This is a genomic window from Variovorax boronicumulans, from assembly GCF_019352895.1.
Classification (GTDB): Bacteria; Pseudomonadota; Gammaproteobacteria; order Burkholderiales; family Burkholderiaceae_C; genus Variovorax; species Variovorax boronicumulans_A.
Genome location: NZ_JAAAFX010000004.1, coordinates 2,191,650 through 2,206,745 on the forward strand (window position 1 = coordinate 2,191,650; position 15,096 = coordinate 2,206,745).

15 protein-coding genes are annotated in these 15,096 nt (G+C 69.9%); 6 read left to right on the top strand and 9 right to left on the bottom strand.

Annotated elements, in window-relative coordinates:
- Positions 1 to 74 precede the first annotated feature (74 nt).
- A complete protein-coding gene (locus K0H49_RS11785; RefSeq protein ID WP_219212269.1) occupies positions 75 to 1,844 on the top strand; it encodes an oleate hydratase in 1,770 nt (589 codons plus the stop codon).
- Positions 1,845 to 1,859: 15 nt separating this feature from the next.
- On the opposite strand, the gene K0H49_RS11790 is transcribed toward K0H49_RS11785, so the two are convergent.
- The 3 genes from K0H49_RS11790 to K0H49_RS11800 form a co-directional block, all read right to left on the bottom strand.
- Positions 1,860 to 2,474 carry a sugar O-acetyltransferase gene (locus K0H49_RS11790; protein ID WP_257624673.1) on the bottom strand — a complete coding sequence of 205 codons (615 nt, stop codon included), beginning with the start codon at positions 2,472 to 2,474 and terminating at the stop codon, positions 1,860 to 1,862.
- 81 nt (positions 2,475 to 2,555) lie between these two features.
- Positions 2,556 to 3,353, bottom strand: coding sequence for a CPBP family intramembrane glutamic endopeptidase (locus K0H49_RS11795; protein WP_219212271.1), 798 nt, complete (start codon positions 3,351 to 3,353; stop codon positions 2,556 to 2,558).
- Between the two features lie 148 nt (positions 3,354 to 3,501).
- Positions 3,502 to 4,464 carry a LysR substrate-binding domain-containing protein gene (locus tag K0H49_RS11800; protein WP_219212273.1) on the bottom strand — a complete coding sequence of 321 codons (963 nt, stop codon included), beginning with the start codon at positions 4,462 to 4,464 and terminating at the stop codon, positions 3,502 to 3,504.
- 102 nt (positions 4,465 to 4,566) lie between these two features.
- Here K0H49_RS11800 and K0H49_RS11805 point away from each other — a divergent pair, with 102 nt between their 5' ends.
- Both K0H49_RS11805 and K0H49_RS11810 read left to right on the top strand, forming a co-directional pair.
- Positions 4,567 to 5,316, top strand: coding sequence for a sulfite exporter TauE/SafE family protein (locus tag K0H49_RS11805; protein WP_219212275.1), 750 nt, complete (start codon positions 4,567 to 4,569; stop codon positions 5,314 to 5,316).
- Positions 5,317 to 5,498: 182 nt separating this feature from the next.
- A complete protein-coding gene (locus tag K0H49_RS11810) occupies positions 5,499 to 6,059 on the top strand; it encodes a dihydrofolate reductase family protein (RefSeq protein ID WP_219212278.1) in 561 nt (186 codons plus the stop codon).
- A gap of 404 nt (positions 6,060 to 6,463) precedes the next feature.
- Here the strand turns inward: K0H49_RS11810 and K0H49_RS11815 are convergent, their stop codons facing one another.
- The 4 genes from K0H49_RS11815 to K0H49_RS11830 form a co-directional block, all read right to left on the bottom strand.
- Complete coding sequence (locus K0H49_RS11815) at positions 6,464 to 6,892, bottom strand: GNAT family N-acetyltransferase (RefSeq protein ID WP_219212280.1); 429 nt, start codon at positions 6,890 to 6,892, stop codon at positions 6,464 to 6,466.
- Between the two features lie 77 nt (positions 6,893 to 6,969).
- Positions 6,970 to 7,260: a DUF1330 domain-containing protein gene (locus K0H49_RS11820; RefSeq protein ID WP_219212281.1), complete on the bottom strand. Its 291-nt coding sequence runs from the start codon at positions 7,258 to 7,260 to the stop codon at positions 6,970 to 6,972.
- 154 nt (positions 7,261 to 7,414) lie between these two features.
- Positions 7,415 to 7,996 (bottom strand): lipocalin family protein, encoded by a 582-nt coding sequence (locus K0H49_RS11825; protein ID WP_219212284.1) that lies wholly within the window; start codon positions 7,994 to 7,996, stop codon positions 7,415 to 7,417.
- 87 nt (positions 7,997 to 8,083) lie between these two features.
- Complete coding sequence (locus K0H49_RS11830) at positions 8,084 to 8,992, bottom strand: LysR family transcriptional regulator (protein ID WP_219212286.1); 909 nt, start codon at positions 8,990 to 8,992, stop codon at positions 8,084 to 8,086.
- A gap of 115 nt (positions 8,993 to 9,107) precedes the next feature.
- Between K0H49_RS11830 and K0H49_RS11835 the strand changes: the two genes are divergently transcribed.
- The 3 genes from K0H49_RS11835 to K0H49_RS11845 are packed head-to-tail and all read left to right on the top strand — an operon-like array spanning position 9,108 to position 12,956.
- On the top strand, positions 9,108 to 9,746 hold the full coding sequence (locus K0H49_RS11835) for a (2Fe-2S)-binding protein (protein ID WP_219212288.1): 639 nt from the start codon (positions 9,108 to 9,110) through the stop codon (positions 9,744 to 9,746).
- Entirely contained in the window at positions 9,739 to 10,734 is a 996-nt protein-coding gene (locus K0H49_RS11840) for an FAD binding domain-containing protein (protein WP_219212290.1), read from the top strand. Before K0H49_RS11835 ends, K0H49_RS11840 begins: the two co-directional genes overlap by 8 nt.
- 2 nt (positions 10,735 to 10,736) lie before the next feature.
- Entirely contained in the window at positions 10,737 to 12,956 is a 2,220-nt protein-coding gene (locus tag K0H49_RS11845) for a xanthine dehydrogenase family protein molybdopterin-binding subunit (protein WP_219212292.1), read from the top strand.
- 18 nt (positions 12,957 to 12,974) lie between these two features.
- On the opposite strand, the gene K0H49_RS11850 is transcribed toward K0H49_RS11845, so the two are convergent.
- Together K0H49_RS11850 and K0H49_RS11855 are read right to left on the bottom strand one after the other, a co-directional pair.
- Positions 12,975 to 13,628 (bottom strand): hypothetical protein, encoded by a 654-nt coding sequence (locus K0H49_RS11850; protein ID WP_219212293.1) that lies wholly within the window; start codon positions 13,626 to 13,628, stop codon positions 12,975 to 12,977.
- A 16-nt stretch (positions 13,629 to 13,644) separates the two neighbouring features.
- Entirely contained in the window at positions 13,645 to 14,988 is a 1,344-nt protein-coding gene (locus K0H49_RS11855; protein ID WP_219212295.1) for a substrate-binding domain-containing protein, read from the bottom strand.
- Between the last annotated feature and the right edge of the window lie 108 nt (positions 14,989 to 15,096).

Sequence of the window (15,096 nt, forward strand, 5' to 3'; positions counted from 1 at the left end):
TTGCTGCGCCCGAAGGCGCCTAACATTCCCGCGGACCGCAACGGCCGCGGCAGCGCGGCAAAGGACACACAAGCATGTACTACAGCAGTGGCAACTACGAGGCCTTCGCCCGGCCGCGCAAGCCCCAGGGCGTGGAGAACAAGACGGCATGGTTCGTCGGTTCGGGCCTGGCAGCCCTGGCGGGCGCGGCCTTCCTGATCCGCGACGGACACATGCCGGGGAACCGGATCACCATCCTCGAGCGGCTCGCGCTGCCCGGTGGCGCGCTCGACGGGCTCAAGGTGCCGGAGAAGGGCTTCGTGATCCGCGGCGGGCGCGAGATGGAGAACCACTTCGAATGCCTGTGGGACCTGTTCCGCTCGATTCCCTCGCTCGAGGTCGACGGCGCGAGCGTGCTCGACGAGTTCTACTGGCTCGACAAGGACGACCCGAATTATTCCTTGCAGCGCGCCACGATGAACCGCGGCGAGGACGCCCACACCGATGGCCTGTTCACGCTCAGCGACCAGGCGCAGAAGGAGGTCGTCAAGATGTTCCTCTCGACCCGGGCCGAGATGGAGAACAAGCGCATCGACGAGGTGCTGGGGCGCGACTTCCTCGACAGCAACTTCTGGCTCTACTGGCGCACCATGTTCGCCTTCGAGGAGTGGCATTCGGCCCTCGAGATGAAGCTGTACCTGCACCGCTTCATCCACCACATCGGCGGGCTGCCGGACTTCTCCGCGCTCAAGTTCACCAAGTTCAACCAGTACGAGTCGCTGGTGCTGCCGCTGGTCGCGTGGCTGCAGGAGAAGGGCGTGGTGTTCCAGTACGGCACCGAGGTCACCGATGTCGACTTCGACATCGCGGCCGGGCGCAAGCAGGCCACATGCATCCACTGGACGAAGGACGGTGCGGCCGGCGGGGTCGACCTGGCACCCGACGACCTGGTGTTCATGACCATCGGCTCGCTCACCGAGAATTCCGATAACGGCGACCACCAGACGCCCGCCAGGCTCGACGAGGGTCCCGCGCCGGCGTGGGACCTGTGGCGACGCATCGCCGCCAAGGACCGGGCCTTCGGCCGGCCCGACGTGTTCGGCGCGCACATCCCCGAGACCAAGTGGGAGTCGGCCACCGTCACCACGCTCGATGCGCGGATTCCGCAATACATCCAGAAGATCGCCAAGCGCGACCCGTTCAGCGGCAAGGTGGTGACCGGTGGCATCGTCACCGCCCGGGACTCAGCCTGGCTGATGAGCTGGACGGTGAACCGGCAGCCGCATTTCAAGCAGCAGCCCAAGGACCAGATCGTGGTCTGGGTCTATGCGCTGTTCGTGGACACGCCCGGCGATTACGTGAAGAAGCCGATGCAGGACTGCACGGGCGAGGAGATCACACAGGAATGGCTCTACCACCTGGGCGTGCCGGTCGAGGACATCGCCGAACTGGCCGCGACCGGCGCGAAGACCGTGCCGGTGATGATGCCGTACATCACGGCCTTCTTCATGCCGCGCCAGGCCGGCGACCGGCCGGACGTTGTGCCCGAGGGGGCGGTCAACTTCGCCTTCATCGGCCAGTTCGCCGAGTCGAAGCAGCGCGATTGCATCTTCACCACCGAGTACTCGGTGCGCACGCCGATGGAGGCCGTCTACACGCTGCTGGGCGTCGAGCGCGGCGTGCCGGAGGTGTTCAACTCCACCTACGACATCCGCACGCTGCTGGCCGCGACCGGCCGGCTGCGCGACGGCAAGGAACTCGACATTCCGGGCCCGGCCTTCCTGCGCAACCTGCTGATGAAGAAGCTCGACAGCACCCAGATCGGCGCGCTGCTGCGGGAGTTCAAGCTGGTGGCCGACGATTGAGCGCGGCCGGCGGCCTCAGGGCCTGTAGCCCGTGCGGTCCTGGTCCGTGATCGCGCGCAGCACCCGGCAAGGCGCGCCGGCGGCGATCACGCCCGCGGGGATGTCGCTCGTGACCACGCTGCCCGAGCCGACGATCGAGCCCTCGCCGATCGTCACGCCAGGGTTCAGGTGCACGCCGGCGCCGATCCACACGCGATGGCCGATCCGCACCGGCTTGGCGCGGCAGCCGCCCGCCGCGCGCTCCGCGGGGTCAAGTGCGTGGTTGCTGGTGTAGATGCCCACACGCGGTGCCAGCAGCACGTCGTCGCCGATGAAGATCCCGCCGCCGTCGAGCATCACGCAATCGAAGTTGGCGTAGAAGTTGTTGCCGATGTGGATGTTGCGTCCGAACTCGCAGCGGAAGGTGGGCTCGAAATGCACGCCGCGGCCGACCGATCCCAGAAGCTCAGCCAGCAGCGCTTCCCGCTCGGCGGCCGGGCGCGAGAAGGACTGGTTGTAGGCGTTGGTCAACAGCACGGCCTGCTGGCGCGCGGCCACCAGTTCCGCCGTCAGGTCGTTGTACATCTGTCCGCTCTGCATGTGGGCGAACTGCCGCTGCAGGTCGAGGGACGGCAGGGTGGGGCTGTGCATCCGCGGAATGCTCTCATGGCCGCGCCGGAGGCGGGACGGCCTTGGCCCCCCGCGAGGCAGGGAAAAGGGTGAGGCATCGCGTCAACCGGCCTTTCTCAGCCAGCGGGTGATGGCGACCCGATGGGCGGCGTTCTCGCGCCGCTCGCGGGCCAGCACCTTGAGGGTGACGATCACGGCGGCGATCCCGAGCAGCGGTGCCAGCAGGCCGCTGTAGGGCACGTGCGCGGAGAACACCGACAGGTCCCACAGTCCGTGCAGAAGCATGGCCGGGATGAGCGACCCGGTGGTGCGGCGCGCGAGGTAGAACACCGAGCCCATGCCGAAGGCGATGAACACCTGCACGATCGCCAGCGCGCCGATGCCGAAGAAGATGTTTGGCAAGTGGAACAGCGCGAACATCGCGGTCGACAGCAGCCACACGCCCGTCTCGCCGAAGCGGCTGCGCAGCGCGACGATCAGCGTGCCGCGGTGGACCATTTCCTCGTTGAAGCCGACCACGAGGCAGCCGCCGACGAGGTAGCGCCACATCTCGGGCGTGACGCTTCGGTAGTCGCCGAACAGCATGTTCCCTACTGCCACCAGCGCCGCGAGGGCGGGCACGACCATGGCCCAGCGCGCCAGCCGGCGCCGCTCGGTCAGCGCGGGGCGCCACCAGCCATAAGCCCAGACCGAGCCCAAGGCCACCACGAAGCCGGCGACGGTCGGGGGCAGCAACCAGGTGCGAAGGGTCTGGGCGCTCTCGCCGATGCGCGCGTAGTCGATGCCGACCAGGACGAAGGCGGCGTAGAACACTGCCGCGTAGGCGAGGCAGATCCCCACGCCGCGCCACACGGAGGGCGGCACGCGCAGGACGGGGCGGATATCGGTCTTGTCGGTCATTGGCAGTTCTTCGCGCGCGCGGATCGCATGCAGGGGCCCGGTGCCCCTAGCGTCAGCGCGCCCGTAATGTAAACCAATATAGATGAAACCAGACCATATTGGTAGATTTCAGCGAATCAGTTCGCAGGCACAGGGGACGCGAAGTGCATCAGTGCGCGCCGCACACCGCGCGCAGCGCCTGCACGAAGAGCGCATCGGCCTCTCGCAGCGAGGCTTCTGCGCGCCGGAACAGCGTCACGGGCGGCAGCGTCCAGCCGAAGCGATGGCCGACCACGCCCACACCCGCCAGGCGGGCCAGCTCCTCGGCGATGTCCGCCGGCACGATGGACACCGCGCGCTCGTTGGCCGCGATCAGTTCCCCGATCACCTTGGCCGACAGGCTCTCGACCATCGGCGCGGGCGGAGCCACGCCCGCGCGCAGGAAGAAGTCGGTGATCTGCTCGCGCATCGGCGTGTTGCGCTGGCCCAGCACCCAGTCCAACTGCGCCAGTTCGGGCCACGACAGCGGCCTGCGGCCCAGCCGCGTCGCCAGGCGCCGGTGCGCCACCAGCCGGGGCTCCTGTTCGTAGAGCACCTCGTGCACCAGGCCGTCCATGGCCAGCACGGCCGAGGTCCGGCCGATCACGCAGTCGAGTTCATGGCCGCGCAGCCGGGCCAGCAGATGGTCGCTGGTGCCTTCGTGGATCGTCACCGTGATGCCCCGGTCCTGCGGCCGGGTGCGGCCGATGGCCTGGGCCAGCAGGCGACCCGGGATGAACGGGATCACGCCCACCTGCAGGTGCGCGGCGCGGCCGGCACGCGCGGCCTCCATGTCGCGCACCCAGTGACCCAGGTCCTGCAGCATGGCCTGGGCACGGCTCAGCGCCACCTCGCCCAGCGCCGTCGGCGCCATGCCGCGCGCCGAGCGCGTGAACAGCGGCGCGCCGAACATCGCCTCGAGTTCGGCCAGCGCATGCGTCACGGCCGGCTGGCTGGTCGCCATGTGCTCGGCCACCCGCGTCAGCGAGCCGTGCTGCGCGATCAGGCGCAGCAGCTGCAGGTGGCGCATCTTGAGCCGCGAGGCGAGCCGCGCCTGGATGTCGTCGGAGGAGGAGGTCGTTGTCGAGGTCATGAGGAAATCATGATGCCTCGATACGCAATTCGAATGATCGGCTTATGCCCCCTGGCCACAATGCGGCATCGCCATCGCAAGACACACAGGAGCGGACAGGGCATGGAGTCGATCTATTTCATCGTGGCACTGGGGGCGGTGGTCGCCGGTTTCGTGCAGGGCCTGTCGGGCTTTGCCTTCGGTCTGGTGGCCATGTCCTTCTGGGCCTGGGCACTGGAGCCGCGCCTGGCGGCCGTGCTGGCGGTGTTCGGCGCCCTGACCGGCCAGGTCATCGCGGCGGTCTCGGTGCGGCGCGGCTTCGATGTCCAGCGGCTGCTGCCCTTCGTGCTGGGCGGCCTGGCGGGCGTGCCCGCGGGCGTGTGGCTGCTGCCGCGGCTGGACGTGGACGCGTTCAAGGCGGTGCTGGGTGGCCTGCTCATCGTCTGGTGCCCGGCCATGCTGATGGCGAAGCGGCTGCCGCGCATCCGTTTCGGCGGCCGGCTGGCCGACGGCGCAGTGGGCCTGGCAGGGGGTGTGATGGGCGGCATCGGCGGCTTCACCGGCACCTTGCCCACGCTGTGGTGCACGCTGCGCGGCTTCGACAAGGACACCCAGCGCGCGGTGATCCAGAACTTCAACCTGTCGATGCTGGCCGTGACGATGGCCACCTACCTTGCGACCGGCATCGTCACGCGCGAGATGCTGCCGCTGTTCGCCATCGTGGCGCCGGCCATGCTGGTGCCCACGCTGCTGGGCGCCCGGCTCTATGTGGGCATCAGCGAAGCCCGCTTCCGGCAGGTGGTGCTGGGGCTGCTGACGGTGTCGGGTGTCGTGCTGCTGGCCGCGGCGTTGCCGAGGCTGCTGATGCGGTAGCGATGGGTGAGGCGGAGAGCGTGCGAAGACTTCGCACGGCGCGCGAAGGCGCTTGCATCGAGAGCGGCTACAGTCGGCCACGAATGCTCATTCACGGTGCGGCCCTGCGCTCCGAAGGCGGCCGGTCCTGCCGACCGAGCAGCCACTCGTCTGTGGGCCGCCCCAACTTGCAGGAGACTCGCATGGGACTGCTCACCTTCAGCCTCAACCTCACCCTGGACGGCTGCGTCGACCACCAGGAAGGCATCGCCGACGACGAGACGCACGCCTTCTTCATCCGCCTCATGGAGCAGAGTGGCGCGATGCTGTGGGGCCGCACCACCTACGAGATGATGGAGAGCCACTGGCCGGCGGTCGCCCGCGGTGATGTGGCGGCGCCGCCGACGGTGCGCGAATGGGCGCTCCAGCTGGAGACCAAGCCGAAGTACGTCGTGTCGTCGACGCGAACGGACTTCCCCTGGACTCACAGCCACGCCATCGCCGGCGATTTGCGCACGGGCGTGCAACAGCTCAAGGACGCGACCCCGGCCGGCGTGCTGCTTGGCAGCGCCAGGCTCGCGAGCGGGCTGGACCGGCTGGACCTGATCGACGAATACAGGTTTCTCGTCCACCCCAGGATCGCCGGCCACGGTCCGACCCTGTACCAGGGCGGGCTGCCCAGCACGCGACGGCTGGAGTTGGTCTCGGCGAAGCCGCTCCGCAACGGCGCGGTCGCAATGCATTACCGGCGCGCTTGTGGCTGACCCTCGGTTGCAGCAGACGGTTCGCTGGTCGACACGCGCGTTGAACGACTGCTTCCGGAGAGCGCACAGTGCCCGCGATGGGTCCGACGTGCCCACTGCTTATACCGCGAGGAGGCGGTTGCGATGATGAAGCACAGGGACCGCTTTTAGGCGGGGCAGGTCGGATCGAATCTCGAGGTTGCAAAGACACCGCCGTGAAAGAGCCAGTAGAGCGAGCCCGCGCAGCCAACGAGAATCACAACGGAACCCAGCGCGAGACACTGGATCGCGCGAAAAAATGGTTCCGGGGAAGGCGTTGAGTCATGCACTCAGCATGCAAGAGCTTCATGCCAATCGTCGATTGAACTGTGCGGGCGAATGAGCGGTCCTGGCTGCAGCGGCTGGATCAAGACTGTGACGCGCGCTCAGCGCGCCAGCGATTTCTTCATGGAGGCAAGGTAGAAACCCGACGCATAGTCGTCGACGCGCGCGTACTCCTCGTAGCCGTGCCGCCGGTAGAACGCGGGCGCTTGCCACTCGAAGGTTTCGAGCTTCGCGTTCCTGGCGCCCCATGCGATGGCTTGCCGCTCCGCTTCGGCGAGCAGGCGGCTGCCCAGGCCCGCGCCACGCGCATCGGCCTCGACAAACAGCACGTCGATGCTGAGCCAGTAGAGAAACACGAAGCCTCGCAATCCGCCCACCGATCGGCCGTTGGCGTCTCTGGCGTTGAGCCGGATGTACTGCTGCTCGGGATACTCGCCGACAAAGCCATGGTTGTGGTGGCGCAGTCGGCGGCCGAGCTCGCCGGAGCGGACTTCTTCGGCGGTGGCGGCGGTGATGCGTATGTTTTCCATTCCATAGCCAGCGCAGGGGAGCAAGGCGCGGAGGTTGGTCCCTGGCCGCATCTCGCGCAACCTTTACCCGGCGCGCCTCACACCCCTTCGACGATCCGCAGGTCCCGCTCGGCACCGTCGCCCAGCGCATCGAGCGCGGCCTGGTAGGCAGGACTGTCATGAACCGATTTCGCCTGTTCGACGCTGTCGAATTCGATCAGCACGGTCCGTTGGGCCAGGCCGAATTCGTAGACCTCGGCCGGCAGTCCCCGGGCCAGGAAGCGTCCGCCGCCGGCGGTGATGGCCGGGCCGGCCAGTGCTGCATAGGCTGCGAGTTTGTCGGCGTCCTTGACCGCACGGTACGCACTGACCCAGTAGGCTTTTGCCATGGTGATCTCTCCTCAGGTGTTGGAAAAACAGAAGGCCGCATCGGCGCGAGCGCAGTCAGCGACGCGCTCGCGGGGCGGCTTCCGGCCGGATCTTGCCAGACCTGGAAAAAGAGGGATCCCGGCCCGCGGCGCAGCTGTCGGCGACGATGGATTTCTAGGGCGTGCCCGTGGGCTCAGGCCATTGCTGCGGCACCCGGCGCAGCTTGTCGGTCGTGTAGCCCAGCGCGACAAGGCGTGCCACCGCCGCCTGGTAGCGTGGCTCGGGAATGGTCGGCGTGCGCGCCATGATCCAGGCGTAGTCGCGGTCGCTGCGCCCGACGATGGTGAGCTGGTAGTCGGGGTCGATGTCGACGATCACGTACTCGGCCTTGATCGGCCAGATGAACTGCATGCCCCACACCGCATTGCCGGTGCCCGGCACCACCGTGCCTTCGGGATGCATGGTCTTCACTTCTGCGTCGAAGCTGCCCTCGCGGTAGCGAAAGCGCGTCGCGATCCGGCCGTCGGGCTGCAGCGTGTACGACTCCACCGCGTTGAAGGCATCGCGCTCGGGACGGGTCGGGATGTTGCCGATCACGTACCAGTCGCCCATGAAGCGCTGCAGGTCCACCTGCGCGACCGGCGGAATCTTGGGTTTGGAGGCCGTGGCGCAGCCGGCGACGACCAGTGCGGCGGCCAGCGCCACGGCGATCAGGACGGGCGGGCGGGTGAGGGTCTGGCGCAGGCTTCGGGTCATGGCGGGCTCCTGGGGTTGCTGTGCAAGCTACCGGAGCCGCGACGCCCCCGACGTCGGACGATGCCGTCAGAGCGAGGGCCGCCGCCGCTACTTCAGCGCGCCGAAGCGCTCGACATAGATCGCCGTCACCCAGTCGATGAACACCCGCACCCGCGGCGAGAGCTGCCGGTGGTGCGGGTACAGCACCGAATGGACCATGGGCGGGCAGGGCGTGTGGGCCAGGATCTCGACCAGCGTGCCTTCGCGCAGCTGCCGCTCGATGCCGTAGCGCGGCACCTGGATGATTCCGCAGCCCTGCTCGGCGCAAAGCTTGTAGCTGTCGGCGCCGTTGACGCTGATCCAGCCCTGCAGCGTGTGCTCCTCGACCTTGCCGTCGACCTCGAACAGGTAGGGGAAGACGTCGGGCCGCGCGGCGGAGAAGAAGTTCACGCCCAGGTGCCGCGCCAGGTCGGCCGGCTGCAGCGGCGTGCCATGGGCCGCGAGGTAGGCCGGGCTCGCGCAGGTCACCTGCGGCACCAGCGCGAGCCGGCGCGTGACCAGCGACGAATCGCGCGGCTCGCCGCCGCGCACCACGCAGTCCACGCCCTCGCGCACCAGGTCCACCAGACGGTCGCCGCTGCCCATCACCATCTCGATGTTCGGATAGCGCGCATGGAACTCGCCGATGCGCGGCAGCAGCAGGTCGTTCGCGGCGGCGCCGTGGATGTCGATGCGCAGCCGCCCGCGCGGGTTGACCGCCAGCTGCGCGAGCGAGGACTCGGCGTCCTCCAGGTCGCGCAGCAGGTGGCGGCAGCGCTCGTAGAAGGCCTGGCCGTCGACCGTGGTGCGCACCTGGCGCGTGGTGCGTTCGAGCAGCCGCACCTGCAGCCTGGCTTCCAGCGCCTTGAGCGCATGGGTGGCGGTGGCGCGCGGGATGTCGAGTGCATTGGCGGCCTGCGTGAAGCTGCCGAGCTCGACGATGCGGGTGAAAAGTTGCATGGCATCGAAGCGGTCCATGGCGTCCTTTTCAAGCTGATTGTTGAGGTGGGTTGGATTGTATTGGCGAGTTTTAGGCCTTTATCCGACCGGTGTGAATAGAGAGACTCGTGCCGCATCCACCCCCGAGGCCCCGATGAACCATCCCTCCACACCGCCGCCGGCAGCGCCCGTGCTGAACCGGCGCACCTTCATGATGACGACCGCGGCCGGTGCCGGCGTGGCCGCGACAAGCCATGCGGCCTCAGGCCCGGATGCCCCTGCGCGGACCCCCTGCGCCGGCACGCAGCCCACGCAGGTCAGCGTCAACGGCCAGCCGCACGCACTGATGCTGGAGCCGCGCGCCTCGCTGCTCGATGTGCTGCGCGAGCAGCTGGGCCTGACCGGCGCCAAGAAGGGCTGCGACCACGGTCAGTGCGGTGCCTGTACGGTGCACTTCGACGGCCGGCGCGTGGCCTCCTGCCTCACGCTCGCCGTGAAGGCCGATGGCTGCGCCGTCACCACCATCGAGGGCATCGCGGCGGCCGACGGCACGCTGCACCCGATGCAGCAGTCCTTCGTCGACCACGACGCGCTGCAATGCGGCTACTGCACGCCGGGCCAGGTGATGGCGGCCATCGCCTGCGTGCGCGAAGGCCACGCCACCAGCGACGCGCAGATCCGCGAGTACATGAGCGGCAACCTCTGCCGCTGCGGCGCCTACGCCGGCATCCTCGAGGCGATCCGCGAAGCCGCGCCGCAGATGCTGCGCCGGGAGGGCCCGCGCCATGCGTGACTTCGCCTACCTCCGCCCGCGCAGCCCCGGGGAAGCGGTGCAGCTGTTCGCCCGGCAGCCGACCGGTGCGCGCTACTTCGCGGGCGGCACCACGCTGTTCGACCTGATGAAGCTGGGCGTGGAAGCGCCTGCCACGGTGATCGACGTCACGCGCATCGAGGGGCTGGCGAACATCGATGCGAGCGAGCGCGGCGAGCTGCGCATCGGCGCGCTCGCGGCCATGAGCGAGGTGGCCGAGCACGCCGTGGTGCTGCGCGAATTCCCGGCCCTGTCGGAGTCGCTCTGGAAAGCCGCCTCGCAGCAGCTGCGCAACATGGCGACCGTGGGTGGCAATCTGCTGCAGCGCACGCGCTGCGCCTACTTCCGCGGCAGCCCCGAGTTCGCCTGCAACAAGCGCCAGCCCGGCAGCGGCTGCGCGGCCCTCGGCGGCCAGAACCGCGGCCATGCGGTGCTCGGCGGCAGCGAGGCCTGCGTGGCGGTCTATCCCGGCGACATGGCGGTCGCGCTCACGGCCTTCGATGCAGTGGTCGACACGCTGAGCCCGCGCGGCGAGCGCACGGTGCCGGTGCGCGAATTGCACCGCGCGCCGGGCGCCACGCCGCATCTCGAGACCGTGCTGGCGGCCGACGAACTGATCCTGCGCATCCGCATCCCGCGCGGCCCCGTGGGCCGGGCCTCGACGTACCACAAGGTCCGCGACCGCGAGTCCTATGCCTTCGCGCTGGCCTCGGCCGCGGTGGCCGTGCACCTGCAGGGCCACCGCGTGGCCGATGCGCGCATCGCGCTGGGCGGCGTGGCCACGCGGCCCTGGCGCGCCACCGAGGCCGAGCGCAGCCTGCTCGGGCTGCCGCTCACACGCGCGGCCGCACGGCGCGCGGCCGAGCTGGCCTTCGCGGGCGCGGCGCCGCTCGAACACAACGCGTTCAAGGTGGCGCTCGGCATCGAGACCGTGACCGACGCGCTCATGCTGGCCAAGGACAGGAGCTGACGATGGCAACGACGATCAAGAACACCCCGCGCGCCGGCACCGAACGCGTCGATGCGCACGACAAGGTGCGCGGTGCCACGCGCTACGCGGCCGACGATGTGCGCCCCGGGCTGCTGCATGCGGCGCTGGTGCCCTCGCGCATCGCGCGCGGCCGCATCACCGACATCGACAGCGCGGCCGCGCAGCGCGTGCGCGGCGTGCGCGCGGTGCTCACGCACGAAAACATTGGCGCCTTCGACAGCGGCGGCTTCCTGATGGGCGGCGGCTTCGGCTTCCAGAGCGTCTACCCGCTGCGCTCGGCGCAGATCGCCTACCGCGGCCAGAGCGTCGCGATGGTGGTGGCCGACACGCTCGAGGCCGCGCGCGAGGCGGCCGCGCTGGTGGCGGTGGCGTACGAGGCCGCGCCCTTCGTCGCCACGCTCGACGCCCCCGACGCCGAGCCGCTGGCGCAGACCGCGGTGTTGCCGCAGCCGATGTTCGCCGACCGCCGCGTGGGCGATCCCGAGGGCGCGCTGGCCGGCGCGGCCGTGACGGTGGACCTGCGCTACACGCTGCCGGCCCAGCACCAGAACCCGATGGAGATCATCGCCACCGTGGCCGAGTGGGACAGCGAGGGCGTGCTCACGATCCACGAGCCCACGCAGAACGCCGAGGGGGTGCGGCACGGCGTCGCGAAGCAGCTGGGCCTCGATGCCGCCCGGGTGCGGGTGCGCTCGCCCTCGCTGGGCGGCGGCTTCGGCCAGAAGAACTCGCTGCAGTCGCACACCGCGCTGGTGGCGATCGCGGCGCGCACGCTGGGGCGGCCGGTCAAGCTGGTGATGACGCGTGCGCAGCTGTTCCACAACGCCAGCTTCCGTCCGGCCAGCCGGCACCGCGTGCGGCTGGGCGCCGACCGCCATGGCCGCTTGCTTGCGGCCATCCACGAGATCGACCAGCAGACCTCGCGCCACGACCTGTTCCCCTCGATGGGCACCGAGATCACGTCGCGGCTCTACGGCATCGACCACTTCCTCGGCCAGGAGCGGCTGGTGCGCACCGACGTGCAGACGCCGGGCTACATGCGCGCACCCTTCGAACATCCCGCGGCCTTCGCCTTCGAGAGCGCGATCGACGAGATGGCCTACGCGCTCGACCGCGACCCGGTGGCGCTGCGGCTGGCCAACGACGCCGCGGCCGACCCGCTGACCGGCAAGCCCTTCTCCTCGCGCCACGTGAACGAGTGCCTGGTGAGGGGCAGCGAGATGTTCGGCTGGGCCCGCCGCACGATGGCGCCGGGCTCGATGCGCGCGCCGGATGGCAGCCAGGTCGGCTGGGGCGTGGCCATCGGCACCTACAAGGCCGCCATGGCGCCGGCCATCGCGACCGTGCGCCTGCGCAGCAACGGCACGGTGCGGGTGGCGGTGGGCGGCCACGAGATGGGGCAGGGCATGCGCACCGCCATCGCGGTGACGGTGGCGCGCGCCCTGGGCGCGCCGGTGGCCGCGGTCGAGATCCTGCTGGGCGACACCACCGCCGCGCCGCAGCACCTGACGGCCGGCTCCTGGGGCACGGCCACCGCGTTGCCGCCGGTGCAGGAGGCCGCGCAGCGGCTGATGGACGACTTGCGGCAGCACGCGGGCGCCGCGGCCGGCGAAGCGGGCGTCACGGCGCTGGCCTTGCTGCGTGCGTCGGGTCGCCCTCATGCCGAGGCCGAGAGCCGCCGGCGCGCGCCGGGCCAGCCCGAGCAGGTCTTCGGCCGGCTGACCGGCGGCCTGCCCGCGGCCGCCGGGCCGGTGTACCCGGACTTCGTGGGCTTCAGCTTCATCGCGCATTTCGTCGAGGTGCGCATCGAGCCCACCACGCGCCGCATCCGCGTGCCGCGCGTGGTCAGCGTGGCCGACTGCGGCATCGTCGCCAGCCCGCGCACCGCGCGCAGCCAGGTCGAGGGCGGCGTGGTCTGGGGCATCGGCGCCGCGCTGCGCGAGGTCAGCGAGGTCGATCCGCGCTACGGCGGTTTCCTCAACGCCGACCTGGCCGAGTACGTGCTGCCGGTGGCGGCCGACATCGGCCGCATCGAGGTCGACTTCGTGGGCAAGCCCGACACGCGGCTCAATGCGCTGGGCGTCAAGGGCCTGGGCGAGGTGGCGATGGTGGGCGTGGCGCCGGCCATCGTGAACGCGGTGTTCCATGCGACCGGCAAGCGCCTGCGGCGGCTGCCCTTGATGCTCGAAGACCTGCTGTAGCCCTGCGCCGTCGCCTCACTACCCCGGCGAATCGAAGAAGGCCTTGAGTTCGAGCAGCTTGCGCGCGATGTGCGCCGCATCGCGGAAGTCGCCCTCGGGCCGCGCCACGCCCACCGCCAGCGTCGCCGGGTGCGCGCTGGAACTCGAGCGCGCGAGCTGCAGCGCCATCAGGTTCACCAGCCCGCCATGGTCGCCGTACTGCGCGTTGGTGGCCAGCGTGAGCTCGAACACGCCGGGCCGGCCCAGGTCGGCGGGCGGTGGCGCCGTGGCGTAGCGGTAGGTCTGGAAGGGCTGCACCACCAGATGCCCGGGGTTGAAGCCCATGGCCACGGTGCCGACCGTCAGGATCTCGGCCATGCTGGCCATGAACACCGTCTCGCCCGACTGGTCGCGCAGGTGGCGCACCAGCGGCGCCAGGCGCTGCGCCGCCACCTGGAAGCCCAGTGCATCGAGCGCCATCTGCTGCGGCCGGATGCCCACCAGCAGGTAGCCGCTCTCGTCGCGCGCCAGGCAGGACAGGCGTTCGAGCTCCGTCACCGTGAGGTAGGTCGAGCTCACCGGCAGCTTGAGCCGCACCGCGATCTCGTAGGCCGTGCGCACCTGCTCGCGCGACACAAGCGCGAGGATGTCGCGAAAGCGCGTGACGGCTTCGGTGGCCCAGGCCGCGGACATCAGGTCGGCCCCGCGTTCACACGAAGAAGGGCTTGCGCCCGTTCGGCGTGGTGCTGCTGGGAATCCAGCCCGAGGCGTGCACGTATTCGTCCTCGCGGTCCCAGCGCACCTTCTCCTCGGCGAACAGGTCGGCCTTGACCGAGGCGGTCTCGTGGCCGCGCGAGATCACGATCTCGAGGTTGGCCTCGACGCGGCGCGGCACCTGGCGGCCGAACAGCGTGTCGAGCGCGGTCTGGAAGCTCAGCGCGCCCATGGCCGCGGGGTAGTCGACGCCGCACAGCGGGATCTTGTGGTGGAAGGCCAGCTTGTACATCAGGTTGACCTCGCCGCCGGTGTGCGGCGGGATGGTGCCGCGCTTGTAGCCGGCCTCGGTGAAGGCGCGCAGCGAGCCCACGCCCTGCAGGCCCGAGTCGCACCACACGCCGTCGAACTTCGTGCCCTCGGCCAGGTGGCGCTGCACGATCGCATGGCCCAGGCTGGCCTCCCAGTTGGTGAACTCGATGGCCACCACCTCGATGTCCGGATGCAGGCCCAGGATCTCCATCGCGGCCTGCAGCCGCAGCCGGCAGGGGCTTGCGTCCTCGCGGCCGCAGAGCATCAGGATGCGGCCGCGGCCGCCCAGGTGCTCGACCAGCCACAGCGCGCTCATGCGGCCGACCAGCACGTCCGACGCCGTCACGAAGGACACCATGTCCTCGGGCTCGCCGCAGAGGCGGTCGACGCCGATCACCGGGATGCCCTCGGCGCCGAGCCCGCGCACCGCGGCCAGCAATTCGGGGTGGTCGCTGGCGGCCGCGCTGAGGATGCACAGGTCCATGCGCTCGGCGCGCATCTCGGCCAGCTGCTCGATCTGGCGGCGCGGGTCGTCCTTCGCGTCGCGCACCATCACGCGCGAGACCACGTCGCGCTGGCGCTGTGCCGCGGCCATCAGGCTGCGCGCCATGGCCACGCGCCAGGGGCTGGAGCTGGAGGCGTTGGCGAAACCGATCACGAAGGGCGGCTCGCGCCGGAAGCGGGTGGTCGACACCAGGTCGAGCAGGTTCGGGTTCCACTGCGCCATGCGCGGCATGCCGCGGCCGCTGGCGTCGGGGTAGTGGCGCACGCCGCCCGAGATGCTCGGGTCGCCGGCGGGCGCCAGGGCCCGCAGCGGCGCGAAGAAGAAGGCCGCGGCCGCCGGGCCCAGCGCGAGCATGCCGCGCGCCGGCCGCTGCAGGAAGCCCTCGTCCACCAGCGCGTTGACCAGCTTGTAGCCCGAGGACTGCGGGATGCCGCTGCGCGCCAGCAGCGTGGCCAGCGGCAGTTCCGCCTGGCCCTCGCCGAAGCTGGACAGGAGGTTGGCGATGCGCTCGAAGCTTTGCATGGTGGGCCTGACTTTAGCCAAGCGAATCTTCCATGGGCCTGAGTTTTCTCCCTATGTGGAATAGAAAGCTCGGGGCTAACCCTATTTTTCTCTTCGGTTGGAACAAGC